Genomic DNA, 26,088 nt, shown 5'->3' with positions numbered 1-26,088 from the left:
CCATGTACCTCACTGGATTCAAAAACGCTATATTCATCCTTTCCTGTTTATACAACGTATTTCTACAGCAGTTTTGAGATAGATGAGGTACATCCAGGCTTGCCATGAAAAGGCTTCAGGTATTATTTTATACCTCACTCAACTGAAATCCGCTGTATCTACAATGCTAGTTCAACTTACATCCATTTTCATTTGTGTATGCCATACCGATCCATTGCTTCGTGTGAATCTAAAGGACTCGCCTGTGTGGCACTCATCTAAAAACCGCTGTAAATCTAATTTAATCAACTTGCTCAAAGATTAGCGGTTAGGACGGGTAAGCCCTTTGATGGGAGCTTACATTCTATTCACAAATACTTACAATTTTTGTGAGTACACTGCATACCTCAACTACTACGGCAACTATCTGAAGGGGAATTTGTTTTTTCTTCAGGCTAATTCATAAGTTATTAAAGACTCAGTAAAGATGCTGATCCAAACGATGGCGGAATTTCTTGTTCTGCGATAAAAACTTTATTAGTTAAGTAAGTAGAAATACAGACTTTACCCTACCGCTCTAAATACACCCCTGTTTTTTGATTGAAGCTAAGTTGTATGGCTGCTCCTCTTAGTTTCTCACGAGTTTCCCAATCTATTGACTGACTGGGGGATTCCTAACTGGGTGTTCCTATTAGATCACAGATTTATTGAACAGCTATCGACATCGAGAGATACAACAGTGAACTCCGATTTCTGGAAAGACAAACGAGTATTGCTAACAGGGCACACAGGTTTTAAAGGAGGCTGGCTATCGCTATGGCTCCAGTCCCTTGGGTGTGAATTACTGGGCTACGCGCTCCAACCACCAACGAAACCAAGTTTGTTTGAGGTTGCGCATGTAGCAAATGGTATGACTTCTGTTATTGGGGATGTTTGCGATCGCCCCCTCTTGCACCAAACTATTGCTGACTTTCACCCTGAAATTGTGTTGCATCTGGCGGCTTAGTCAGTTGTGCAAATTTTATATAACCCTGTTTCTAACAACGACACCAATGCCATGGGATTGAGGTGATCCATCAGGTGGGCAGGGTACGTGTGGTGGTCAACCTCATCTCTGACAAATGCTACGAGAACCGGAAACTGTTACACCAGGCAAAATTTCAATATTTGAGTTAATACTGTTTCAACATATACGCATACTTTTTCTGCTAGCTATTGTGAGAGAACACATTCCAATGATGATTGACGCGAGATCACTCCCTGCCGACGAAGTTTTAGAAACCCAGATCTGCATCATTGGGGCAGGTCCTGCGGGTTTAGCGATCGCCCGTGAGTTTGCTAACCAGAACATTCAGGTTTGCCTGGTGGAGAGTGGTGGTGCTGAGTACGACGAAGAGATTCAATCCCTTTGTGATGGCACGGTTATAGGCGATCCCTACCCAGAGTTACCTTCAACTCGTCGCCGTCAACTAGGGGGGACCTCCCATTGCTGGGAAGGACAGAGCGGTTACAAGCAGTACGGATGGCGTTGTTTACCTCTAGACGAGATCGATTTTGAGCAGCGAGACTGGGTGCCCTACAGCGGATGGACCATTACCAGAACCGAACTCGACCCCTTCTATGAACGGGCACAGGAGGTTTGCCAGATTGGTCCCTACGCTTACAAGGTCGAGGACTGGCAGGATCAACGGGCTAAACCGCTGGAATTTAAAGGCGATCGCTTGACGACCAGCATCAGCCAGTATGGGCTGCGTTACCCGTTTACAGAACAGTACCCCAGAGAAATCAATCAGTCTAGCAATATCACCACGCTTTTATACGCCAATGTGGTCGAGATTGAAACCGACGAAACTACGCAGAGGGTGACTCGCCTACGAGTCATCGGTTGGCAAGATCGGCAATTCTGGCTTAAGGCAAAGATCTTTATCCTGGCGACCGGAGGACTAGAAAATGCCCGTTTGTTACTAGCATCCAAACAACAACAACACGCAGGACTGGGGAATCAGCATGATGTCGTCGGTCGTTATTTCATGGATCGACCTATTTTGAGCTGTTCCCTTGTTCCTTACAATCATCAAATCTTCGAGCAAACTGATTTATACGATATCTACCTCGCAAAAGGGGTACCTGTGATGGCGCGGGTAAAGGTCGCTGAATCCGTTATGCGGCAGGAGCATCTGCTTAATAATGGAGCGCAACTCTTTCCCCGTCCGCTGGAGCATCAACGGGCAGCCACCCTTTCGCTGCGATCGCTGGTTTCAGAATTGCGGCAGGGCAAACTTTCCCACGAGAGCCTCAAGCATCTAAAGATGGCTCTGCGCGGAGGTGATTACCTCCTGGCAGCCTCTTTCTGGTCGGCTGTGAGACAGATCCCGCCTCTGCGTCGGGGAGACTGGTCCTATTTACGCTTTGAAAAACAACGGTTCTCTCAATTTGAAATTTTCTATCAGATTGAGCAGGTACCCGATCCCAACAATCGAGTCATTCTGAGCCAGGAACGCGATCGCCTCGGTCAACCCAAGCTAGAAATCCACTGGCGTTTGAATGAAATCGATATTCAAAATGCCATCCGGGTGCAAGAAATCTGGGCAGAAGAGTTTGCCAAAGCTGGGATTGGCGATTTGCAATTTACCAGGGATTGGTCCAAGCAAAAATTTGAGAAACCGGCAATGCACCATCACCTGGGTACCACCCGGATGCACCATGATCCCCAGCACGGAGTTGTGGATGCTAATTGCAAGGTGCATGGCATCTCTAACCTTTTTGTAGCCGGGAGTTCCGTCTTCCCAACTTCTGGTTATGCCAATCCCACACTGACGATTGTTGCGTTGTCCCTACGCCTGGCAGACCACATTAAGACATTGATCAGTTAGTGGAAATAGCTAGGTGATTTCTTGGAAGAACCTTACCTTAAGCTTAGGGTGGGCAAAGGGTCTTGCTGCCATCACAAGGATCAGTCGCAGATCGAAAAAGCTTGGTGTGCCCATCCTACTCTGGTATCTTGTCTTTCAAAAACCACCTTAATCTAGCGTTGATTAGTAGGTTGAAAACTTTTAAGGCAAAAGCAAATGCTAACCATTGGTGTTGTCGGAGCTAGCGGCTTTGTTGGTAGTCGAGCAGTTGAAATGCTGCACGACCAGGGAATGATTGTTCGTCCCATCGGGCGCAGTACCGATAGCCTGGCACGCTTTGCTCCCATGAATTTAGACGGCTATGTTGCCAATGCCTTTGACCAGACGGCGCTGGAAAGAGCATTTCGGGGATGCGATATCGTGATTCACTCGGTTTTGGGCAGTCCTGGATTGATTCGAGGGAGTGTTACACCCGCTTATCAGGCTGCTCAGATAGCAGGTGTCCGTCGCTTCATTTATCTCAGTTCAATGATTGTTCATACGTCAGCCCCTGCTCCTGGTACCACGGAGTCCAGTCCACCTGTGGAGAATCAACCTGGTTTTCCCACCCACATTGCCAAGATTGATGCCGAGCGCAAGCTGCTGCGCTTACGCCAAAAGGGATCAGTGGAAGTGGTCATCTTCAGACCCGGGATTGTGTTTGGACCGCGATCTCGCTGGGTTTCGGATCTATCCAGGCAGCTTTCTCAGGGAACGGCTTGCCTGATTAATGGAGGTAGGGGTATTTGCAACACGGTCTATGTAGATAATCTGATCCATGCTATCCAGTTAGCCATGACCGCAGAAGGTGCCGATGGGGAAGCATTTTTTGTCGGCGATCGCGAACGAGTGACTTGGTTTGATTTTTATCGTCCCTTTGCTGAAGCGTTGGGTATCGATCCCGCTCAGATTCCTGAAGTGGCGGTTCCTGAATTCACCCATAGCTGGAAACAACAGACCCTAGATTCAGTACGAAACTCAGAAATGATTCAAAAAGCGATAGCCCTCATACCGGATGATTTGAAGGGGAAAATTAAGGCTATGGTTCCAAAGCGGAACTTACCTTCTTCTGAACCGCAGCAGCAGGAGATTTCATCGACTCCTCAACCCACTGTGTCTGAAATGATGGCAATTCTGCAACAGTCCCAGTACCAGCTACCGTTTGATAAAGCAAAGAGGTTACTGGGTTATGAACCAATCATCTCCTTCAGTGAAGGTTGTTGCCGTTCAATCGAGTGGCTAACAGCCAGTAACGAAATACATTACCCTGATTCAACAGCACTAAAACCCAAAAATTAGGTAAAAACATTGGCATAGCTTTTTAATCATGAAGACAGTATCAAGATGGCGGTAAATACGGACTGTGGGATCGACAGCTCTAAACAGATATGATATTTTTAACTTAATAAATTTTAATTGCCCTGTTGTAATCACCTTTTAAGTAAGTAGAACAGATTGAGTAAAGGATTAGTGTTGAAGGGAGTTTCGCTAATAAGAGTGCGCCAAGCGTACTGATGGGTTCGATGATTCCCAAAGGGTTAATGCGGTATGGTCAGCGCATTACATTTCACACATAATCGTGTCTACTTAGTGATTACTGACTAATTTAAATTCATTCACACTTAAAGAATTTCTAGGTTAGTAACTACTGATTATGAAATTCAATTAATCATAGAGGCAGAGGCAAAGTATGGAACCGTTTAATCACTTATTCTTAACTAAGTTCAACGTCAGAAGTTTTCACGACCTCAGACCGGGATGTGAACCTTCCTGGCTTGAAAACCGATTTAAACTTTTTGACCAGTACTGTTTTCCATCGGTTTGTAAGCAGTCCAACCAGAACTTTAAGTGGTTGGTTTTTTTTGATGTGGATACTCCTGAGGCATTCAAGCAGAAAATTTCCCAGTATTCCGAACAATGGAAAAACTTTGTTCCCGTTTACTTGGATTGTCCTTTGCCCTACGGTCAGTTTCCTGATGAGGTAAGGGAAGTTGTCCAGAATTACATTCCAACAGATTGTGAGTACCTGATTACAACCTGGCTTGATAACGATGATGCCATCCATAAAGATTATGTCCAGATGATTCAGGACAACTTCAATCACCAGGACAGTGAAACAATAAACTTTATCTTTGGCTATCAGCTATCGGAAGGCAAACTTTATTTCGATTTCGAAATGGCTAACCATTTCATCAGCTTGATTGAAAAATATGACCCTAGCTCGTTTAAAACTTGCCTTTGTCGTCCCCACAAAGAAATTTACGAAGTCTGTCAGTCTGCTAAAAAAATTCTCTGTAAGCCAGTTTGGGTTGAAGTCGTACACGGTTCTAACTATATGAACGTCTACCGACGAGGTTTCCGGGTACCCACAGGAACCATATTGGATGATTTTGGCATTAAATCTGATACCCGAGACCAAAAAGAGCAAGTGATTCCATTTCTGATTGAGCAAGCCAAGATTTCCCTTTTCTTTCCTTACTACTTCTTGCGAAAAGTCTTTCTTAGAATTAAGCATAATCAGCTCGATGAGTTTCACATCAGTCGTTTTGAAGTTAGAAATTATTAACTTAGCTGGAGTTCAGATAAGTAAATGGTCGTAAATAAGCATACTTTCTCGTAGCATGAGTTATATGGTTGCTAACTCACGTTGTCAAAATGCGGCTACGCCTAACACATTCTACGTTTGATTAGGGCTTCCTACTTAGTATGTTCATAGTATGGATACTGAGGATAGCAACTCTTTTACAAGCTTTGGCAGTGAGTTGCCTAACAGAAACTGTTAGTTTGCTTATCCACTAGTTATTGGAGTTTAAAGATGACACTCAAAAAGTTTTCTATGGTCGATGGGCAATCTATTAAGGAGTATTATAATTCCTACGGATATGTCATAGTCGAAGATCTGTTAACTCATTTTAAAATCCAGAAGCTTCTTAACTACTATGAAATGGTTAAGCACTCCAAGCTTTTTGTTTTTTTCAGCCAAGATACTCACCTTCCTATACAGCCGAAACTAACGCCTGAGGGCTTTATTGAAAATTCCATATTAAATCCTGCGAATCTTAAGCTGTGGCAGAATTTTTCCCGATCTGTTGAAGAATGTTTGGTGGATGAAAGTATAGCAGCTATTCTTAGCCTGCTTTCAGGGTCGCCGAGCCACATCATGTTACAAAATATGTTTTTCGATAAGTCTACGGGAACTGTCGAGCACCAGGATCACTACTATTTAGACTCAGATCCAGCAGGCAACATGCTGGCTGTGTGGTATGCATTGGAAGATATCCATGAAGATGCTGGCTGTTTTTTTGTGCTTCCTGGTAGCCACAAAGGTAAGGTTATTGAACGTGAAAATGGAGCAAATTTTTCAGATCACGAAACCTTTGTAAAAAACATCAATACCTTAATTAAGGATGGCAAATATGAATATCGGAGCTTTCCTCTGAATAAAGGCGATGTGCTCTTCTGGCATCCCTATACTATTCATGGTGCATACAATAATAAAGACCCGCGTTTTAGCCGTAAGTCGCTGACAGCCCATTACTATCCGAGCGATCTAAAGCCACTATATACAGACAAAGTTCCAACAGCTAGAAAGACCGTGAATCCAAATGTCAAGATTCTAGGAAGCGAGTTAGAAGCCTATGTGTCTAATGCACGGTACTACTTGCAGGCTATGGCAAATTTGGTGAGAGGCAGAGATCCTGATTATGATATGCGAAGAGACAGTTATGTATGAGCGTCAGAATCTGCTTAGCTGATCAATCTTTGTATAGGCGGTTTTAGCTCCTACCTTAATCTGTTAGTAAAAAGATTTCAGTCAAAACTTGCCCCTACAACCAAATGGGCTTTTCAGGCTTTTGTTAGTTAACCAGGGATCATTGATTAGTAGGAATAGAAATACTCATGAAAATTCTAGTCACTGGTGGAGCCGGTTTCATTGGGAAGTGGCTAATTGAGAAGCTACCTTCCGAGGCTGAGATCGTTGTAATTGACTCCCTTGATGAACAAGTTCATCGTAGTTCATTAGATTTTGCTCCTGAAATGAAAGCACGAGCAAAGTGCATTCAGACAGATGTTCAGGAAATTGAGGCTTATAAAGAGGTAATTGAAGGGACTGATGTCGTAATCCATCTTGCAGCCCAAACTGGTACGGGCCAATCGATGTATGAGATCAGTCGGTATGTTCAGCACAATGCGAATGGAACAGCAAAGCTCTTGCAACTTATCTCCACACTGCATCATAAACCTCGTCGTATCGTTCTGTCATCTAGTCGAGCAGTCTATGGTGATGGTGCTTATACGGATGGCAAAGAAGTTTACTATCCTAAAGGACGTCGTTTAGAAGACTTGCAGAAAGGAGTTTGGGACATTTATGACGATCTAGGTAAGAAGCTTCTTGCTCTGCCGATGCAGGAGAATTACCTGACCAAACCGACATCTGTGTATGGATTGACAAAACTTTGGCAGGAGCAGTTACTGCAAAACTATTGTGAAAGCCAAAATATTGATTTGGTTACCCTAAGATTTCAGAATGTTTATGGCCCGAAGCAAGAGCTGGGAAATCCTTACACAGGTATCATCGGTATTTTTACTAACGCGATCGTTCAAGGAAACCCACTTGAAATCTTTGAAGACGGTCTAGTGACGCGAGATTTTGTGTTTGTTGGAGATGTGGTTGAAGCTGTGATTAAATGTGCAACTGCTGTACAACCACTGACTTCGGTGATCAATGTCGGGAGTGGACAAGGTGTAACTCTGCTAGAAGTTGTGGAAACCATTGCCCAACTTGTGAGTAAGAAAGCAGACTTCAGAATTTCGGGTCGCTTCCGAGTGGGTGATATTCGCCATGCTGTTGCTGATATGGCACAATACGAATCCTTATTCGGAACCTGGCAGCCAACCTCTCTCAAAGCAGGACTCGCACAATACCTGGAGTGGTACCTAGACCAGGAACCTTTGCACCAAAACACTTTGCAGGCATCTTTGCAAGAAATGGAGCAGAAAGGTTTATTACTAACTCAACATCGCTAAGTATAAAGGTGTGGAAGGAATGAAAATTTTACATCTGAGTACTTCCGATATCGATAATGGAGGAGCACGGGCGGCATATCGCCTCAATCAGGGATTACAGGCTCTCGGATGTACCTCTCAGATGCTGGTACGTGCTAAATTTAGCGCAGATAAAGAAGTTCTCAGTGAGAAGTCTATACTAACTAAGCTAGGACCTTCACTATCTAGTCTACCTTTGCGGCTTTACCCTAGTTGTAGCGCCGCTATGTTCTCACCGCAGTGGTTTCCAGATGTATTTGCCTCAAGAGCTAAGCAGCTTAGCCCGGATATCATTAACTTACATTGGGTTTGTAACGGCTACCTCCAAATTGAAACGATCGCTAAGTTCAGTCAACCCCTAGTTTGGACTCTTCACGATATGTGGCCCTTCACGGGAGGATGTGACTATATCCAAACGTGTGAAAATTACAAAGAGTCCTGCGGTGACTGTCCACAATTGCATAGTAGCCGCTCATGGGATCTCTCACGTTGGGTCTGGAAGCGCAAAGCTCAGTCCTGGAAAAATGCTAATTTGACCCTTGTCGCGACTACCTCGTGGATGGCTGATTGCGCTCGTGCTAGTTCTCTGTTTAAGGGTCGGCGCGTAGAAGTAATTCCCTTGGGTCTGGATACTAAAAAATATAAGCCAATCAATCAGCAAGTTGCTCGCGAGGCGCTGAATCTGCCACAAGATAAGCAACTGGTACTCTTTGGTGCAATTGGGGGTACAAAAGATCGACGGAAAGGCTTCCATCTGTTACTTCCTGCACTCCAAAGACTGAGCCAAGCTGGATGGAAAGATCAGATTGAACTGGTTATTTTTGGGCCCTCACAACCTGAACAGCTAACTGATTTAGAATTTAAAGCTCATTATGTTGGACGCTTAAACGATGATACTACGCTGGCATTAGTCTATTCATCAGCAGATGTGATGATCGTGCCATCCACTCAGGAAGCATTCGGTCAAACTGCTTCTGAGGCTCTTTCTTGCGGCACACCTGTAGTTGCCTTTAATGCAACTGGCTTAAAAGACGTTGTGGATCACCAGCAAACTGGCTATCTAGCTACCCCTTTTGAAATTGAAGATTTGGCTAAGGGGATTGCTTGGGTCTTAGAAGACAGGGAGCGTCATCAAAAACTCCAGTTCTATGCGCGGGAAAAGAGTTTGCGAGAATTTGCCGCTGAAATTCAAGCAAATCGTTATTTGTCACTATACGAAAATATTTTAGGAAGTAAGTAAACCTAGATCAAGATAAGTTTTTCTAGGAGTTTTGGCAAATAAGACTTTCATGATACATGAAGATATTTTTTTAAGTCTTGAAAATAGTTTGCTTACAAGGAATAGCCCTTTGAAAGGTGCAGTAGGAGATAGAAGTAAATGAAATATCTGTCAAGATTCTTGTATGTGATTTCCGCAAAAAAAATTGAGCTTTTAATTCTTTTATTTGCATTCCTTGCAGTATCTATATTTGATGCTTTGGGTATTGGTCTAGTTGGACCTTTTATTGGACTGGCAACGAATCCGGAATTAATCTATAAAAATATCTGGTTGTCCAATCTTTATGGCTATTCCAAGATAAATAGTGTCAACCAGTTCATTGCTTTATTGGGATTAATAATCATCGCAATATTTTATTTCAAATCATTTTTCTATTATTTAATTCAAAGATATGTCTATAAATTTTGCTTTACCCAGCAGGTAAAACTCCGTCGAAGGCTTTTACATACTTATTTATCCCTGCCATATACGTTTCATCTGAGAACCAATTCTGCCCACCTAATTCAAAATATTATTAAGGAAAGTGAGCAATTCACTTATTCTGTGGCGATTCCACTCTTGAATTCGGTTGCTAGTGTGTTTGTGCTGGTTGTCCTTGTTCTGCTGTTGGCAAAGACAGATTTCGTGGCAACAGTAAGCATATTAGGACTTCTCTTAGTTGCCTTTCTGCCCTTTCATTATTTCAGACATAAACTTGTACGTTGGGGCAAGGACGGGGTTGACGCGAATACAGAGATGTTACGTATTGTTAACCATGCCATTGGAGGGCTGAAGGAAACAAAAGTCATTGGCTGTGAAGATTACTTCGAAGCTCAACTCAGCACTCAAGTTAATAGATTCGCTAGAGTAGCCACTAACTTTCATGTCTTTCAAATTCTTCCTCGAATCACTATTGAGTCTCTTCTAATTACTTTCGTTGTAGGGCTTGTTTCTATATCTTTAGTTTTTGATCAGCGTTCTGACAACCTGGTTTCAGTCCTGGGTATTTTCGCGATCGCCTCAGTTCGCCTATTGCCCTCCACTAGCCAACTCATGTCAAATCTTGGAGTGCTCCGAAACTTTCAACCTACTCTCGATAAGATTTATCTGGATTTGAAGGAGGCGGAATCGCCAGAGGCTATCAGTTATATCAAGCTTTCGCAGGGCGTAGTTCCAAGTAATGTTTCGTATACTGTTTCTAATCCTTCTTCTTCTCTCCGTGAATCAATTATTCCATTCAAAGATCGAATAGTTATTGATAAAATTAATTATCGCTATCCCGAAGGTAGTTCAAATTCTCTTGCCGATATTTCCTTAACTCTTCGTAAGGGTGAATCGATTGCCCTGATTGGGCGTTCAGGAGCGGGCAAGACGACCTTAGTTGATGTTTTATTAGGATTATTAATTCCTCAATCAGGAGACATTCAGGTTGATGGACTCTCGGTCTATAGTGCTTTGCGCTCATGGCAAAACTTAATTGGATATATTCCTCAAACTATTTTTCTGATTGACGACACGATTGCGCGAAATATTGCTTATGGTACTCCCGATCATCTCATCGATTGGAAGCGGCTAGATAAAGCCATCCAATCTGCACAGCTTTTAGAGCTAATCAACCAATTACCAGAAGGAACCCAAACCATTGTTGGAGAACATGGTGTGCGCTTGTCAGGAGGACAGCGCCAAAGAATTGGTATTGCTCGAGCTATGTATCACGAACGCGAAATTTTAGTACTTGATGAAGCAACCTCAGCCTTGGACAATGAAACAGAAAATTTGATTAGTGAAGCCATTCAAGCCCTTAGTGGGATTAAAACCATGATTATTATTGCTCATCGTCTAACAACGGTTAAGCATTGTGATCGGATTTATGCGATGGATAAAGGTGAAATAGTAAAGTGCGGCAGTTACCAGGAAATTGTTTTAGGAGAGCAGAATGCTAAATCTTTGTAGCTTATAAATTTTATGATCGCTCAGCCATCGATTTTTTTGATTTTATATTTCTGAAGAAGATCGGTCGCTTCAATACTCTGTTAATTATTCGGACTGGTTCACTTGTCTTTACTGATTCTTGAGATAATCTGGAAATTTCCTCCGAAAACATATAGCCTGTAAAGTTTGAGAATCGCACTAACGGAAACCAGAAAGAATACGGCATGATGACTTTGAAACCTCTGAATTTTTGGGAAAATTTGATATGCAAAGTGCTGATAGTCTTCGCGTCGCTTGGCTTTTGCCTGTAGCGTGGTTTTACTGGCAGCCTGTTGTGAGCGAGTTTACGCGCCTATTTCCGAAAACCATTGTGTATACAGCGCGTTTTCCTGGTTTTGCTAAAGGACTTGAAGATACGGTTGAGATTGAAATAGTTGGGAAGTTCAAAGTCATTGAATTGAATCGGGATGAGACTGGGTACGGCGATAATTTTACTTCCCTGTCACCTGGAATCGTTGGAGCTTTATTACGGCTACGTCCCCAAGTCGTCTTTTCCAGTTCATTTGGGATGTGGACGATTCTGGCATTAGCGCTTAAGCCATTGCTGTGGTATCGGGTGATTATTGCCTATGAGGGCAGTTCTCCAGGAGTTGACTATCGTAACTCGGCGGTACGGTTGTTTATACGACGTTTGATGGTTTGGCTGGCGGATGCCTGCATTACCAACAGTGATGGAGGGAAGGCATATTTGATTGATTTTCTGAAAGCTAAAACTGATCGTGTGTTTGTTCAACCCTACGAAATTCCGGATGAAAGAACGTTGCCCGGTGGTAACAATCAATTTGAAGCGGAGGTGTTTTCCTCTTTAGAGTCGCCAATTTTTCTTTTTGTTGGACATGTGATCCCTCGTAAGGGTTTGCCAGTGTTACTGGAGGCATGCTCTCTTCTGAAAGCTCGTGGGTATGAGTGTTACACTTTGTTGGTTGTGGGGGATGGTTCTCAGCAGCCTGAACTGGAGGCGTTTTGTCAGGAGCACAATCTGAGCGATCGCGTTCGTTGGGTTGGGCGAGTTTCTTACGACCAAATTGGCAACTACTTCGAGAAAGCCGATGTTTTTGTCTTTCCGACTTTAGAAGATACTTGGGGTGTAGTCACCCTGGAAGCGATGCTACTCGGCAAGCCGATATTGTGTTCTAAAGGAGCAGGAACTTCAGAACTCATTGCACATGGGGAGAATGGATATGTTTTTGCTCCCCAGAATTCGCAGGAGTTAGCCGACTTGATGCAGAAGTTTTTAGATCACCCAGAGGCGATCTCTACGATGGGAGAACGATCGAAACAGATCATGGCGCAATATACCCCAGATATAGCGGCTAAGTGTCTAGCTGAAGTGACAAAGCTAGTTATGGAAAGTGAAGCAATCACCTAATCTGGTTGTATTGTTTTCGCTGCATATTCTTTTCTACTCAGTATTTTCTCTGGACTATTGTGCAGCGGTTCTCTCTTACTTACTCTGTCCAGTTCACGGGGTACATCATAAAGCAAGGGCCAAATTTGAGAAAAAGTATACTACGGCTAGCAATTACGAACGTTTAATGGATTCTTACCATACCGCTTTAGAAAACGATGAATTTGTTATGAAAAGGGGGTAAAGTTCTTGTGAATCAATTTTCTAATTCAATTGAATATATATTAATTGCACTATAGTTAATCGCATTAGAAGGTGCGATTTTTCTCACATCTATATCAGTTTTATAGTTTTTTCTTACCCTTGATGGAAGTACTGCATAATGAATTTAAATCCTCTAAAATCTAATCCAATAAACTCCCACCGATTTTCGAACGTAATTTCTGAAGTCTGGTTTCAGCTATTTTTTAGAATTTAACCACTATTCCCAGTAGATCTAATATCTTCAACAGACAAACCTAATTATATCCTAAACTTTGTCTACATTGAAAACCGTAATTTTATCCCAGAGCGTCCGAAGAGATCAGTTCCCTGTTTTTATTATGGGTTTTCTACCAATTTTATGGATCTTCTACCACAGGAAAAGCTTACTTGTCTTCACAAAGCACTAAAACCATTTCATCGAAAGTATGACTCTTTAGCAAGAATGCTAAGAGTTCCCTTTCAATCATCTGGGGCATTCAAAGTTCTTCAGGGTTTTCCTGTTCATCCAACGCGCGAGTCGCTTGGTTACGCTGTGGCTCTGCTAGATACAAATGATCAGGAGATGCACCAGCGTGCAATAAAAATATTGCAACAAATCCTGTCCCTTCAAGATCAAAACCCAAACAGTAAAACGTATGGAGTTTGGCCCAAATACTTAGAAGAAAAACTTTTCAAGATAGTGCAGCCTGATCCAAACTGGTGCAATTTCTTGAGTAAGGATCTGCTACAGGTTTCTCTCCATCATCGTTACAGCCTGCCCCCTAATTTGATCGCCCAAGTTGATGCTGCTATTTTGCATGCAGCAAAGGCCATTCAACGGCGCAATGTTCCTCATGAATATACGAACATTGCTGTAATGGGTATTTATGTAACTCTGATTGCTGCTCAGATCTACAAAATAACCAACTTATATAAGTACGCTGCCACTCGTCTTCGTGATTTTTATGACTATACCTTTGAACAAGGTAATTTTAATGAGTACAACAGCCCAACTTATACAATCGTTACGCTGCAAACTTTAGGACATCTACGACGGGATGTCATCGATTTTGAGGCAAAGAGACTGGTTGAAAATCTCTATGGACTGGTATGGAAGGAAATTTCTCACCATTTCCATCTATCCACTTTGCAATGGGCAGGTCCTCACTCTAGAAGCTACAGCACACTGCTTGAAGCAGATGTTATCGCCTTAATTGAGCGGTCTACCTCAGAACACGTAAATTTTGGAGTTGCGGATGCTCACCCTACTTTGGATGAGCATCGATTATTGTTACCCTGCCCTCCTGACTTAGAACCATTTTTTTTATCCCTAAATAAGCCGCGGACAGTCTCCCAAACGCTTTCTCAAAAGATACCCGCCCAAATTCTAACAACCTATTTAACTCCCACTTTTTCCCTGGGGACGATCAATTACAGCGACTTCTGGCATCAACGACGACCACTGATTGCCTATTGGGGGACTCCAAGCCAACCAAAATATTTGCGGGTACGCTGTTTGCATAATGGGGTTGATTTTGCTGCGGCACAGTTTTTTAGTGTTCAAAGTGAAGGGAATGTTTTGGCTGGTGTCTCTTTCGCTACAAATATTCATCCTGTAAACCCTTATATCAATTGGGGTCAAATTCACGATCTGAAAATTTCAACGAGAGATCTAAAGTTGCGCTTTGAATTCGGTGGCTTTTTGAATGTAAATGATTTTACAGCAGAGCTTCCGTCATTTATAGATTTGGGATCACCACTTTGCTTTTGTCATAGTGGCTTATATTTTCAAATCTTAATTCCATATGCACAGCTTGGCTACACTTCTAGCAAATGCAAAATTCATAAAGGGGGATCATGCCTTTATGTTGATGTAGTGTTATGGTCAGGCAAAGCAAAAACGTTTCACCTTTCCAAGTTAAACCAAGCAGCAATAGGATTTGCATTGCAGATAGCGACTAAAAAAACACCAGCATTTGAGGTATTAGTTAATAAATTTGACAATTACCTGAAGATGTCTTGGAACAATCTGGATCTCAAATTTCGTAGTCAAAGTGCTGATCAGTCTTCCCTCAATACCTCAATGTCTTCTAACACAAGCAATTGATTTAATACTGAAACAGAACAGTTTAGAGGTGCTAATTATGGATGACATACAGAACTTGGTGAGCTACTTCAGCCAAAGATGGAATTTCTGCAAAGAAGAAACCCTCTCTTTAAAGAGAGTTTAAACTTACACAGGATTTCTCATTACCCAAATGCAATCTCTCGAATAACTGCTATACCATTGATTTAGAATGTCAAATTCCATAAATATTTATTTTACTTTATTACTTTCATGTTGCTTCTGCTTGAGCGTATGTTGTCGCCATGAGGGCAATTGCAGCTTTTAGATAATTCCTCAATATAGCTCTGAATCGAACGAAGACCTCTTACAAAGTGTTTTGTGTCAAGGTGATTGTTAGCATTATCGAGAAACTTGGAATGTCGCGCTTAAAGGTTTTGATTTCTGCTTATTCTTGTCGTCCAGGCATGGGGTCCGAACCTGGAGTCGGTTGGAACACAGCTAAAGAATTGGCAAAGTATCATGACGTATGGGTTCTGACGCGATCAGACAATCAACCCATGATTGAGGCAGAGCTTGCGAAGAACCCTATTACTGGTATTAGCTTTATCTACTTTGATTTACCTGGAGTTAATTGGTGGAAGCGTGGTTTGCAGGGGGTACATCTCCACTACTACCTTTGGCAAATCAAGGCTTATTTTGTCGCTAGCCAACTGCACCATGAAGTAAGGCTAGATATTGTCCATCATGTTACCTACGTTAGATACTCTTCCCCAAGCTTTTTGGCGCTCCTCCCTGTTCCCTTCGTTTGGGGTCCGGTCGGTGGTGGGGAGTCTGCACCCACAGCCTTTTGGCAAGACTTTAACTTGCGGAATAAGTTATATGAAACTCTAAGAAATTGGGCACGAGCTTTGGGGGAACAAGATCCCTTTGTACGGATTACGGCTCGCCGTAGTTGTCTTGCCTATGCGACAACTGAAGATACTGCTCAACGCCTGTTGAAAATAGGCAGCAGAAATGTGCAGATCCTCTCTCAGATTGGCTTATCGGCTGAAGAGATCCAGCAAATGGCGCAGAATTCGCTATCAAAACAAACTTCTATGCGATTTATCAGCGTTGGGCGTTTCTTACACTGGAAAGGTTTTCATTTGGGGCTACAAGCATTTGCCCAAGCATCGCTACCACAGGATGCAGAGTACTGGATTGTTGGAAAAGGTGCAGAAGAGGAAAAACTCCGAGCGCTTGCCATGGATTTAGGTATTGCCTCTCAGGTCAAATTTTTGAATGAAATGCCTCGGCTTGACCTTCTACATAAATTGAATGTATGTCTGGCGCTAGTTCATCCTAGTTTGCATGAGTCAGGTGGCTTTGTTTGCCTGGAAGCTATGTCAGCGGGATGCCCGGTTATTTGCTTAGATTTGGGAGGACCAGCAGTTCAGGTCACTCCGGAGACAGGCTTTAAGGTAGCTACTCTCACGCCCGATCAAGCCATAGCAGATATAGCTAAAGCTATGGTTCGCTTAGCGAAAGACCCAGAATTACGGGTAGCAATGGGAGAAGCAGGACAACGACACGTAAAGGGAACTTACAGTTGGGAAGCAAAAGCCCTGCTACTGAGCCAAACCTACCAGGAACATGTCGCTAGCTGTCTGTGAGTCTCCCTTTTTACATGTAATCCACTACCGAATTTAAGTTATGTCTTCCCCCATTATCTTTTTTAGCGGTCTGCTTTTGCCACCCTCTGAAACCTTTATTCGCGCCCAGGGAGAGACTTTGCAACAGTTTACTCCTTATTATGTAGGTTCTCGTTTTGTTAAGGGGCTGACATTGCCCAGCGATCGCGTCTTTGTCATCAATCAAGGAAATGTTTTAGGCGCAGCCAAAGAAGCAACATTCAAGCTGACAGGGTATTCTCCATCACTGGATAAAAAAATCCAACAATTAGAGCCTGCATTGGTTCATGCCCACTTTGGAGTAAATGGCGCTCTGGCACTGCCCGTAACGAAACGGTTGAACTTGCCACTAATTACTACTTTTTATGGGCTAGATTCTATGTTGACGGAAGCAACTTCAAAGCGAAGCTCCCTAACTCAGCAAGTTTATTTCCAGCGTCAAGCTGCTTTAAAGCGTGAAGCCCGGCTTTTCATTGGCGTCTCCGGGTTCATCAAGCAGAAGCTATTAGAGCAGGGATTTCCACCTGACAAGGTGGTAGCACACTACATTGGGGTAGATACAAAGTTCCTCCAACCTGACCCTGAAGTACCACGCGAACCAGCGGTCCTGTTTGTGGGGCGTCTGACAGAGAAGAAGGGGTGTGAGTATTTGATCCGGGCAATGGCTTCAATTCAAGCCGAAAACCCTGACGTTGAACTTGTAATGATCGGAGATGGACCGTTAAGGCAGGAATTAGAAGACTTAGCAGCCAAGCTATTGTGTAGATATCAATTTCTAGGTACCCAACCACCAGATATGTGCAAAAAGTGGATCGAGCGCGCAAAGCTTCTTGTTGTGCCAAGTGTAACAGCCGCTAATGGTGATTCCGAGGGATTGCCCACCGTGATGCTTGAGGCACAGGCAATGGGGTTACCTGTAGTAGCATCTATTCATGCGGGAATTCCCGAAGCTGTAATCCATGGAGAAACAGGATTTCTTGCAGCCGAGCGAGACTGGCAGCAACTCGCCAAGTATATTTCGAAGCTATTACAGGATTGTGATCTTTGGCAACGCTTTAGTTTAAGTGGGCAAGAACGAGTCAGACTTCATTTTGACCTGTACAAACAAACTCGGGGCTTGGAAAGCCTCTATCAGTCTGTTTTATGTTCATCCCATTAATTCTTAAGTAGCAGGTTTTCAAGCTTTTGATGAGATGGTTTACGAGATTGGAATTTAAAGGATTAGAGTAATTGACCAAAAACACCTTTGGAAAACTGATACCTGATAGCTTAAACCATTTTCTCTGAAGCTGCACAGAAGAAAGCCTGGTAGACAAGGGGCTTAAGCCCCTTGTTAAGTGCAAACTCATATTGAACTGGTATTACGAGTTTTCACCAGGGATTTACAAAAAAATGCCTTGCTTACGCTTGAAAACATCATTCCTTTACATAAAAACACCTAAAGATCTATTATCCTTTTGTTGGGGTTATTAACACACCACAACTCACTCTTTAACAGCACGAGGTTTTTATGGCTGGGCAAACTCTGCGAGAAGAATTTGACAATAATGGCTTTGTTATTCTTAGAGGTTTCTTTTCCAAAGAAGAAGCTCAAGGACTCATGGAAAAGATTAAGTCGGCTCCTCGTCCGCATAGTAAAGATCGTTTGACGAAAGGAGCAATGACTTTTTACAGTAACGTCTTTCTATACAGTGAAGAATTGCAGGAATTTGCTGCCCAGCAAAAAATCGTTGACCTTTTGAACGATTTGACGGGTCCTGATATCTGGATGCGGCATGACCAGGCTGTTGCAAAAGGACCCGGAGCAGATACTTTCCCCTGGCATCAGGACAATGGCTACAACAAGTTGAAAGATGGGCACTTCCAATTTTGGATTGCGCTCACTGAGATGACTGCTGATAATGGTGGGCTTTGGCTCCAGCCGGGAAGTCATAAGGAAATTCTGCCTCACAAAAAAGTTGGAAACGAGCAGGTTTATGATGGTGTCCCAGAGAACCCAGTACTGATTGAAGCTGAACCTGGAGATGTCGTTATATTTTCATCATTCTGCTTACATAGCACTACACCTAACATCACTCAAACTGCACGTTGGGCTTATGTGCTTGAGTACATGTCTTTAGACTACTTTGATCCATTCCTAGAGCCGCCATATTTTGTCATTGCTAGAGATGGTAAGTCTTGTCCAGAGTTTGTAGAAACTTATCGAGGGGCACAAAATTTTGCCAACCATCTGAAGTACAACATGAGAATGGATGGGAAACTCAAGCGGTTAGCTCGTAAGTTATTAGGAAAAGATAAGTCAGCACCAACAGTAGAGGTTCGTTGATATGGAATATCGCTTGTTAGGACGAACCAACCTCAAAGTTTCTGCGATCGCAATAGGTTCTTGGCAGTTGAGTGGACCTTTGGTGTTGGATGGAAAGGACGATGGGTTTCCGGAAGTGGGACGCGATCAGGCAATCAATTTAATGCGTGCCTGTGAAGATTTGGGGATCAACCTGATAGATTCTGCGGAAATTTATGGTGCAGGTGAAGGAGAGCGTCGTATTGGAGAAGCGATTCATGGCAGAAGGGATCGATGGATATTGAGTACTAAGTTCGGATTGAGACAAGGTGAGAAGGGTGAGCGAATTGTCGATTCAACCCCCAAGACTATTCGAGCTAGCCTTGAAGGCAGTTTGAACCGACTCAAAACTGACTATGTGGATATCTATCTCTATCACACCCCTCCTTCCCCAGATTGCATTGATCAGGGAAGAGAGGTTTTGGAGACGTTGAAACAAGAAGGTAAGTTGCGATTCTATGGGATTTCAACAAACAATGAAGCTACCCTAAAACAATTGATCCAAAGAAAAGCTGTTGATGTGGTGATGTTTTCACAGTCCCTGATGACTCATCCATCTGAGATGCTTGGTTTGGTTAAAGAGAACAATCTTGGCTCCCTGATTCGGGGAGCATTTCAAGGAGGTCTATTGTCCGGAAAGTACTTTCATCATAGACCGACTCTTTCAAAAGATGATATTCGTCGATTTTGGATGGGTAGCTTAGCGACGGAACAATATGCAGTTTTTGAGAAATACATTCCTGAAGGATCCTCAATGGTCGCTTTAGCTCTGCGGTATTTGCTTGATTTTGATACAACTCATTCAATCGTCCTGGGTGGAAAAGATTTAGCAGACTACCAAAATGCAGTGAAAGCGGTTGAGTTAGATCACCTTGACCCGAAAGTTCGCATTACTTTAGAAAGACTGGGTCAAACGCTTCAACGCTCCTACTCTCGCTCCCAATTCAAACAGAAGGCGATAGGGAAAATTATGAAGCTATTTACAAGGTAACTTCTGTTGAAAAGTATTTCTACTTGGACATTTCCTGGCATCTTCCCCAAAACAATGGAGAGCAGAAGCTATATTGCTTCACAAGCGATAGTTCCTGCAATCTTTTGATTAACCTGTTCATGCTCAAAGAAGCTTAAACTTTAGAGGTTCGTAGTTATGGTTTCGTTGAATATACAGCCCAATCAAAATCGGAACCTTTTCCCAGTACGCCCTAAGGATCGCTTTTTGGTTTTTGGTGCTCCTGTGGTTGAGGATGCTGAAATTCTAGAAGTTGTCTCTACGATGAAAAGTGGATGGTTGGGGACAGGTCCAAAGGTCGCTCGGTTTGAACAAGATTTTGCTGTTTACAAGAACGCAAAATACTCTGTTGCTGTTAATTCCTGTACGGCTGCACTTCATCTTAGTATTTTAGCTGCTGGTGTTAAGCCAGGGGATGAAGTAATCACAACCCCCTTGACCTTTTGTGCTACTGTCAACGCAATTATCCATGCTGGTGGCACTCCAGTTTTAGCAGATATTGACCCGGTTACCAGAAATATTGATCCACAACAAATTCTAGAACGCATCACTGCTCGAACCCGTGCTATTGTTCCAGTTCATATGGCTGGGCACCCTTGTGATATGGATGCAATGCTTCAGATTGCAACTGACCACAATCTGAGGGTGATTGAGGACTGCGCTCACGCTATTGAGACAGAGTATAAAGGGCAAAAAGCGGGCACCTTGGGTGATTTTGGTTGCTTCAGTTTCTATGTGACAAAAAACATTGTCACAGGTGAGGGCGGTATGATACTAACTCGTTGTGAGGAAGATGCTGCCCGTATTAAGGTTCTTGCACTCCATGGAATGAGTAAAGATGCCTGGAAACGTTTTGGTGATGAAGGTTACAAGCATTACCAAGTTGTAGATTGTGGCTTTAAATATAATATGATGGATCTTCAGGCAGCAATTGGGATTCATCAACTACAGAGGGTCGAATCCTATTGGCAGCGGCGACAGGAAATCTGGAACCTTTACAACGCAGCTTTTAATGATTTGCCAGTGATCCTACCAGCCGATCCAGAGCCAAGCGATCGTCACGGTTATCACCTTTATACGCTCTTAATTGATGACGAAACGGTAGGTATCAGTCGGGATATGTTTCTCGATGCGATGACAGCCCATAATATCGGCGTTGGGGTGCATTATCTCAGTATCCCGGAGCATCCTTACTATCAAAGAACTTTTGGTTGGCAACCGGAAGATTATCCTAACGCCATGAGGGTTGGGCGGCAAACGGTCAGTTTGCCACTATCGGCACGCTTGACAGAAGAAGATGTTCAGGATGTGATTACAGCAGTACGTCAAATTGTTTCTGCTGCGAGATAACGCTTGTTTATCCTCAGCACTCATTAATAAGTCCACAACCTGTTCGGGTGGTTTTATCGGTGCGATTATTAACTGAGCTACGACATCGATAAACCAACCCCTACCTAATCCTCGAACTTATCTAATCCACGATTCTTAAGAACTGAATAGGCATCTTTTCCACTGTCTCGTTACAAATCATAGTTGAGCAGTGATTCCGAAAGCTGAATCGGTTTAGATATTTTGTTGTGCATTGGCTAAATTTGGAAATTATCTGCTTCTACCTGGAGTTATGCAATGAGAGATACGATAGATTCGAGGCAGTTCCACTGAAAGTTTAACCGAAATGCGTATTTTAAGTATTCACAACGCTTACCAAATTCGTGGTGGGGAAGATGAGTCCCGGGCTTCGGAGGAGCAGCTTCTGAAAGAATACGGGCACGAAGTCAGTACTTACGAGGTAAGCAATAAGCAAATTGATGATTTTAATCCTATTCAACTTGCGATCCGTACCATTTGGTCCCAAGAGTCATTTCAGCTAGTGCGGCAACGCTTAAAGAGCCAATCCCACAATGTTGTGCATGTCCAGAACTTTTTCCCGTTAATCTCTCCTTCGATTTATTACGCAGCGAGGGAAGCGGGTGTTCCTGTGGTTCAAACTTTACGGAACTATCGCCTGCTTTGTCCCAATGCACTCTTTTTTCGTGATGGGCAAGTTTGTGAAGATTGTTTGGGTAAGCTGATTCCTTATCCAGGAATCATCCACAGTTGTTATCGAGAAAATAGGGCGGCCAGTGCAGTGACGGCAGGAATGCTTACCATTCATCAGGCGATAGGCACCTGGAATAACCTGGTCGATATTTATATCGCCCTAACTAACTTCGCGCGGGAAAAGCTGATTGAGGGTGGACTTCCAGCAGACAAAATTGTAGTTAAACCTAACTTTGTTCATCCTGATCCAGGCGTAGGAGATGGAAATGGCGGGTTCGCACTCTATGTTGGACGGTTGTCAGTGGAAAAGGGATTGGATACGCTGCTGGATGCCTGGAAGCAGCTAGGTGAAAAAATCCCCCTTAAAATTGTGGGTGATGGTCCTTTATCCAACCTGGTGATACAAGCGATGGAACAGCAACCTGTGATTAAGTGGATGGGTCGTCTTCCTGCAACAGAAGTTTATGATCTAATGGGATCAGCTACAGCGTTAATCTTTCCGTCAAAGTGGTATGAAACTTTCGGTCGGGTTGCGGTAGAAGCATTTGCCAAGGGAACGCCAGTGATTGCAGCCAATATTGGAGCGATCGCTGAGTTGGTGGATCATGGTCGAACTGGACTTCAGTTTCAACCCGGTAATCCACAAGATTTAGCGACCCAGGTAGAATGGATGATTACTCACCCTGAAGCCCTAGTTAAAATGCGAAAAGAGGCACGAACTGAGTTTGAAAAAAAATACATGGCATCAGAGAATTATCGTAGGCTAATAGAAATCTATGATCATGTTCTGAGCGATTGATAACAACAAAACCTATACCTGTGCTATGCAGCCTAATCATTTGAGCAATGCCAGTCATGATTTGATTGCAGCAGTTAGTGCGGCCACCTTTTTAGTGAATTTGAGTACGGGTGCTAGCCTTGCAGAAAATATTGTCTTTCCGTTGGATGCTGGCGTCGTCAACATTAAAGATTTTGGTGCTCACGGAGATGGGATTACCGATGATACCAAAGCGATTCAAGCTGCACTTAACGCTTATCCTAATAGCAATCGGATAATTTACCTCCCCAATGGGATCTACCTAGTTTCGAACACGCTGACTTGGCCTGCTGGCATGGCTGGAACAGGCGATGATTATAAGAGAACAATCCTGCAAGGACAAAGTCAGCACGGGGTAATCATCAAGCTGAAGGACTACACTAAGGGTTTTACTGATTCCAACACACCGAGAACTGTTATTTTCACTGGACCTGCCCCCGCACAACGTTTCGGAAACTCAATTCGTAATTTGACTGTTAATACTGGAATCGGTAATGCTGGAGCGATTGGTATTCAATTTAACGCCAGCAATCAGGGTTCGATACGCCAAGTGACTATTCGGTCTGGTGATGGAGAGGGGGTCAATGGGCTAGACATGAAATTTACCGATGAAATCGGTCCCCTTTTAGTTAAAGGACTTACTGTAAAAGGTTTTCAATATGGAATTGTGACTGGATACACTGTCAATAGTCAGACTTTTGAAGACATTCATTTGCAAAACCAGAGTATCTATGGTTTTTGGAACTACAGTCAAGTCGTTAACATCCGTAATTTGACTAGTAACAATACGGTAACCGCCATTTACAATGGTGTCGGGGAAAAAGGTCACATGACGCTACTCGATTCATCATTAATTGGTTCAGGTGTCGTTGCGGGGAATCAGCCTGCGATTAAGAATGGCGGTACGCTGCTTGCTCGCGGTATTATTACATCGGGTTATAAGATGGCGATTGAAAGTGGCAAAACTATCGTCACTGAACCGTTCATATCAGAATTTGTCTCAGATTCAGTGATTAGTTTGTTTTCATCACCAACGAAAACTTTAAATCTACCGACTGAAGAGACTCCTGATGTTCCGTGGGATGATCCAAAGACTACTCTTTGGGCAAACGTAGTATCTTACGGCGCAATCCCAAATGACGGTAGAGATGATACAACCGCTATCCAAGCGGCTATTGATTCTGGTAGAACTACCGTGTATTTACCCGTTGGAAATTATGACCTTCATGGAACCGTGTTTGTTCGCAAAAATGTCCGTCGGCTTATCGGAACTGAGGCATATGTTGAGATACCCAATACGGTCAATCCAGGGTTTAAGGTCGTTGGGGGGACAAACCCAGTTGTTGTGTTCGAACGCATTCATTCGGGGTACAACTCAACATCTACGATCGCCAATGTTTCCTCACGAACACTGGTCGTTCGGGATGCTACAAATGTATCGGGCAATATGCTGGGCACGGGCGATGTGTTTATTGAAAATGTTGTTTCCAATCCATTCCAACGTTGGACGTTCAATAGACAAAATATTTGGGCACGTCAATTTAATGTGGAGAACACAGGTACTCACATTACTAATAATGGCGGCAAACTATGGATTTTGGGGTTAAAGACAGAACGGGGCGGAACCTTGATTCATACGAGAAACGGAGGGCAAACGGAGCTACTAGGTGGTTTCGCCTACACTACCACCGCTGGTTCTGACGGTACTCAAAATTCCCCTATGTTTATCAGTCATGAATCTTCAATTTCACTTAGTTTAGGGGAAATCAACTATGGCGGTGGTCCAAACTACTCCATTTATGTTAGAGAGACAAGAGGGGGAGTTACTCGTACTCTCCCTGCTACCAGACTTTCAAACTATATGGGTGGTGGAAAACATCTACCACTCTACGTAGGATACGGGAAATTAGAGTAAGGTGCTGTTATCGAGGAGTTTAAGTAAGTTGTATGAGCACAACATTACAGCCGGTTACTAAACCAAAAGGATATGTTACCAATTCCAACTTGACTTTGTTTGGGCTTGGTACAGCCTTGTTTCCACGTATTCTCACAGCCCTAAAGATACCCTCTGCAATTAACTTTTTGCACTTCGCGGTAATTCCTCTAGCCTGCGGCTCAGTATTAGCTAGCTCTCGTAGTAAAGACCCAAAACAGATCACCATTTCAAGAAATCTTTTACTTAGTTTATATTTTTTCCTAATGGTTGTTATTGCCAGTGCCTTGTTAAATGAAGCAGGAATCATTAATGCAGCCCTGGACTACTTATTGCTAGCAGAACCTTTTATTTTAATTTTGACAATTGTTAGCATACCTATGACATCAGAGAGTTATCAAAGTTTCCGAAAGTGGATTTTGCAAGCAGCTTTGATCAATATGGTTTTTGCCTATGTCCAAAAGTATGTTTTTCGAATGGACAAGCTATTTGGTCTGGAAGATAATGTGAAAGGAATTTTTATTGGGCAAGGAGCTGGACATGTGCTGGGTGGGTCAGTTGCCATGACCTTTGCAGTGTATTATTTTGCTACTGCCAAGTCAAAGCCTCTTTGGTTTCGTATATTGATTATCCTTGCATGTTTTAACCATATTGTAATTTCAGACACCAAGCAAGTGTTACTTTCGTTTATTTTAGGCTATATTTTGCTTTACTTGATCAATATAAAAGACATTAAGAAAACCATAATCTATTTAATTTTAGGCGCTATTTTTTTAAGCATATTTTATTGGGCTATTTATAATTTTGAAGCTCTTAGACCATTTACTACCTGGATTAGGCCAGAAATTTACGGGCCGGATGGGGAAGCAACTCGGTTAAAATTCGCGACCTTTCGCTTGGTTCCTCAACACTTTCATTCTCCCCTAAACTGGCTACTAGGCTTGGGTCCCGGTCATACGGTCGGTCGATTGGGGGGATGGATGTTAGAGTCTTACTGGAATTTGCTGTCCCCACTGGGTGCAACTATGCATCCAGTCAGCAAAGAGGTATGGAGAGCTGTAGCCGCTAGTTGGCTAGGAGATCAGTCGAGCATGTTCTCTCCTCTGTTTGGTTGGGCAGGCATTTGGGGGGATCTGGGTCCCCTAGGATTAGGAGCGTACTTTTACATGGCGTTTTTAGTCTGGCACTATATCTGTGTCACGGAACTTTCCAAATACCTCATGCTGACCGTATTCGCTTTTGGATTAGTATTTTCTCAGTTAGAAGAGCCAGGCTATACCCTCTTTGTTGCGGCTATGATTGGATTGAGTTGGCAAGATCAAAAGATTGCTGCTCAAAATAAGCTAACTCAGGGGATTTAGTCATTTCGCTCTCATTAATATATTTTAGGGTAAATCAAAGTAATTTAGAATCCCTAAAGTAAGAGCAGTCACTACTATTTGCACAATCA

18 protein-coding genes are annotated in these 26,088 nt (G+C 43.1%); all 18 read left to right on the top strand.

Features of this window, described 5'->3' with window-relative positions:
* Nucleotides 1–718 precede the first annotated feature (718 nt).
* The 18 genes from AC1S52_RS27890 to AC1S52_RS27805 all read left to right on the top strand — a co-directional run bounded on the left by AC1S52_RS27890 (nucleotide 719) and on the right by AC1S52_RS27805 (nucleotide 25,999).
* Nucleotides 719–985 (top strand): NAD-dependent epimerase/dehydratase family protein, encoded by a 267-nt coding sequence (locus AC1S52_RS27890; protein ID WP_482032312.1) that lies wholly within the window; start codon nucleotides 719–721, stop codon nucleotides 983–985.
* A 229-nt stretch (nucleotides 986–1,214) separates the two neighbouring features.
* A complete protein-coding gene (locus tag AC1S52_RS27885; protein ID WP_482032311.1) occupies nucleotides 1,215–2,852 on the top strand; it encodes a GMC oxidoreductase in 1,638 nt (545 codons plus the stop codon).
* A gap of 195 nt (nucleotides 2,853–3,047) precedes the next feature.
* Nucleotides 3,048–4,169 carry an NAD-dependent epimerase/dehydratase family protein gene (locus tag AC1S52_RS27880; RefSeq protein WP_482032310.1) on the top strand — a complete coding sequence of 374 codons (1,122 nt, stop codon included), beginning with the start codon at nucleotides 3,048–3,050 and terminating at the stop codon, nucleotides 4,167–4,169.
* A gap of 391 nt (nucleotides 4,170–4,560) precedes the next feature.
* Nucleotides 4,561–5,436 (top strand): glycosyltransferase, encoded by an 876-nt coding sequence (locus AC1S52_RS27875; protein ID WP_482032309.1) that lies wholly within the window; start codon nucleotides 4,561–4,563, stop codon nucleotides 5,434–5,436.
* A gap of 249 nt (nucleotides 5,437–5,685) precedes the next feature.
* Nucleotides 5,686–6,603 (top strand): phytanoyl-CoA dioxygenase family protein, encoded by a 918-nt coding sequence (locus tag AC1S52_RS27870; RefSeq protein ID WP_482032308.1) that lies wholly within the window; start codon nucleotides 5,686–5,688, stop codon nucleotides 6,601–6,603.
* A gap of 167 nt (nucleotides 6,604–6,770) precedes the next feature.
* Entirely contained in the window at nucleotides 6,771–7,898 is a 1,128-nt protein-coding gene (locus AC1S52_RS27865; RefSeq protein ID WP_482032307.1) for an NAD-dependent epimerase/dehydratase family protein, read from the top strand.
* Between the two features lie 19 nt (nucleotides 7,899–7,917).
* Nucleotides 7,918–9,156, top strand: coding sequence for a glycosyltransferase family 4 protein (locus AC1S52_RS27860; protein ID WP_482032306.1), 1,239 nt, complete (start codon nucleotides 7,918–7,920; stop codon nucleotides 9,154–9,156).
* A 138-nt stretch (nucleotides 9,157–9,294) separates the two neighbouring features.
* The gene (locus AC1S52_RS27855; RefSeq protein WP_482032305.1) at nucleotides 9,295–11,127 is read left to right on the top strand and encodes an ABC transporter ATP-binding protein; all 1,833 of its coding nucleotides are present in this window, start codon (nucleotides 9,295–9,297) and stop codon (nucleotides 11,125–11,127) included.
* 244 nt (nucleotides 11,128–11,371) lie between these two features.
* The gene (locus AC1S52_RS27850) at nucleotides 11,372–12,535 is read left to right on the top strand and encodes a glycosyltransferase family 4 protein (protein ID WP_482032304.1); all 1,164 of its coding nucleotides are present in this window, start codon (nucleotides 11,372–11,374) and stop codon (nucleotides 12,533–12,535) included.
* Nucleotides 12,536–13,136: 601 nt separating this feature from the next.
* Nucleotides 13,137–14,864: a hypothetical protein gene (locus tag AC1S52_RS27845; RefSeq protein WP_482032303.1), complete on the top strand. Its 1,728-nt coding sequence runs from the start codon at nucleotides 13,137–13,139 to the stop codon at nucleotides 14,862–14,864.
* 377 nt (nucleotides 14,865–15,241) lie between these two features.
* Nucleotides 15,242–16,477 (top strand): glycosyltransferase family 4 protein, encoded by a 1,236-nt coding sequence (locus AC1S52_RS27840; protein WP_482032302.1) that lies wholly within the window; start codon nucleotides 15,242–15,244, stop codon nucleotides 16,475–16,477.
* 118 nt (nucleotides 16,478–16,595) lie between these two features.
* Entirely contained in the window at nucleotides 16,596–17,654 is a 1,059-nt protein-coding gene (locus AC1S52_RS27835) for a glycosyltransferase (RefSeq protein ID WP_482032301.1), read from the top strand.
* Nucleotides 17,655–18,005: 351 nt separating this feature from the next.
* Complete coding sequence (locus AC1S52_RS27830; protein ID WP_482032300.1) at nucleotides 18,006–18,821, top strand: phytanoyl-CoA dioxygenase family protein; 816 nt, start codon at nucleotides 18,006–18,008, stop codon at nucleotides 18,819–18,821.
* 1 nt (nucleotide 18,822) lies between these two features.
* Complete coding sequence (locus AC1S52_RS27825; RefSeq protein ID WP_482032299.1) at nucleotides 18,823–19,830, top strand: aldo/keto reductase; 1,008 nt, start codon at nucleotides 18,823–18,825, stop codon at nucleotides 19,828–19,830.
* Nucleotides 19,831–19,986: 156 nt separating this feature from the next.
* Nucleotides 19,987–21,198 carry a DegT/DnrJ/EryC1/StrS family aminotransferase gene (locus AC1S52_RS27820; protein ID WP_482032298.1) on the top strand — a complete coding sequence of 404 codons (1,212 nt, stop codon included), beginning with the start codon at nucleotides 19,987–19,989 and terminating at the stop codon, nucleotides 21,196–21,198.
* A 325-nt stretch (nucleotides 21,199–21,523) separates the two neighbouring features.
* On the top strand, nucleotides 21,524–22,687 hold the full coding sequence (locus AC1S52_RS27815; protein ID WP_482032297.1) for a glycosyltransferase: 1,164 nt from the start codon (nucleotides 21,524–21,526) through the stop codon (nucleotides 22,685–22,687).
* Nucleotides 22,688–22,712: 25 nt separating this feature from the next.
* Complete coding sequence (locus tag AC1S52_RS27810; protein ID WP_482032296.1) at nucleotides 22,713–24,620, top strand: glycosyl hydrolase family 28-related protein; 1,908 nt, start codon at nucleotides 22,713–22,715, stop codon at nucleotides 24,618–24,620.
* A gap of 32 nt (nucleotides 24,621–24,652) precedes the next feature.
* Nucleotides 24,653–25,999, top strand: coding sequence for a hypothetical protein (locus AC1S52_RS27805; protein ID WP_482032295.1), 1,347 nt, complete (start codon nucleotides 24,653–24,655; stop codon nucleotides 25,997–25,999).
* Nucleotides 26,000–26,088 lie beyond the last annotated feature (89 nt).

Source organism: Kovacikia sp. CALU 1929, from assembly GCF_056784235.1.
The sequence above is the reverse complement of the archived record's forward strand: the minus strand, read 5'-3'. Positions and strand labels throughout refer to the sequence as shown.

Bases quoted from the DNA above. Each gene is read 5' to 3' on its own strand.
- AC1S52_RS27840 (WP_482032302.1), top strand. From the start codon at position 15,242: ATGTCGCGCTTAAAGGTTTTGATTTCTGCTTATTCTTGTCGTCCAGGC.
- AC1S52_RS27805 (WP_482032295.1), top strand. From the start codon at position 24,653: ATGAGCACAACATTACAGCCGGTTACTAAACCAAAAGGATATGTTACC.
- AC1S52_RS27885 (WP_482032311.1), top strand. From the start codon at position 1,215: ATGATGATTGACGCGAGATCACTCCCTGCCGACGAAGTTTTAGAAACC.
- AC1S52_RS27870 (WP_482032308.1), top strand. From the start codon at position 5,686: ATGACACTCAAAAAGTTTTCTATGGTCGATGGGCAATCTATTAAGGAG.
- AC1S52_RS27855 (WP_482032305.1), top strand. From the start codon at position 9,295: ATGAAATATCTGTCAAGATTCTTGTATGTGATTTCCGCAAAAAAAATT.
- AC1S52_RS27875 (WP_482032309.1), top strand. From the start codon at position 4,561: ATGGAACCGTTTAATCACTTATTCTTAACTAAGTTCAACGTCAGAAGT.
- AC1S52_RS27830 (WP_482032300.1), top strand. From the start codon at position 18,006: ATGGCTGGGCAAACTCTGCGAGAAGAATTTGACAATAATGGCTTTGTT.
- AC1S52_RS27860 (WP_482032306.1), top strand. From the start codon at position 7,918: ATGAAAATTTTACATCTGAGTACTTCCGATATCGATAATGGAGGAGCA.
- AC1S52_RS27880 (WP_482032310.1), top strand. From the start codon at position 3,048: ATGCTAACCATTGGTGTTGTCGGAGCTAGCGGCTTTGTTGGTAGTCGA.
- AC1S52_RS27845 (WP_482032303.1), top strand. From the start codon at position 13,137: ATGGATCTTCTACCACAGGAAAAGCTTACTTGTCTTCACAAAGCACTA.
- AC1S52_RS27865 (WP_482032307.1), top strand. From the start codon at position 6,771: ATGAAAATTCTAGTCACTGGTGGAGCCGGTTTCATTGGGAAGTGGCTA.
- AC1S52_RS27820 (WP_482032298.1), top strand. From the start codon at position 19,987: ATGGTTTCGTTGAATATACAGCCCAATCAAAATCGGAACCTTTTCCCA.
- AC1S52_RS27815 (WP_482032297.1), top strand. From the start codon at position 21,524: ATGCGTATTTTAAGTATTCACAACGCTTACCAAATTCGTGGTGGGGAA.
- AC1S52_RS27810 (WP_482032296.1), top strand. From the start codon at position 22,713: ATGCAGCCTAATCATTTGAGCAATGCCAGTCATGATTTGATTGCAGCA.
- AC1S52_RS27850 (WP_482032304.1), top strand. From the start codon at position 11,372: ATGCAAAGTGCTGATAGTCTTCGCGTCGCTTGGCTTTTGCCTGTAGCG.
- AC1S52_RS27825 (WP_482032299.1), top strand. From the start codon at position 18,823: ATGGAATATCGCTTGTTAGGACGAACCAACCTCAAAGTTTCTGCGATC.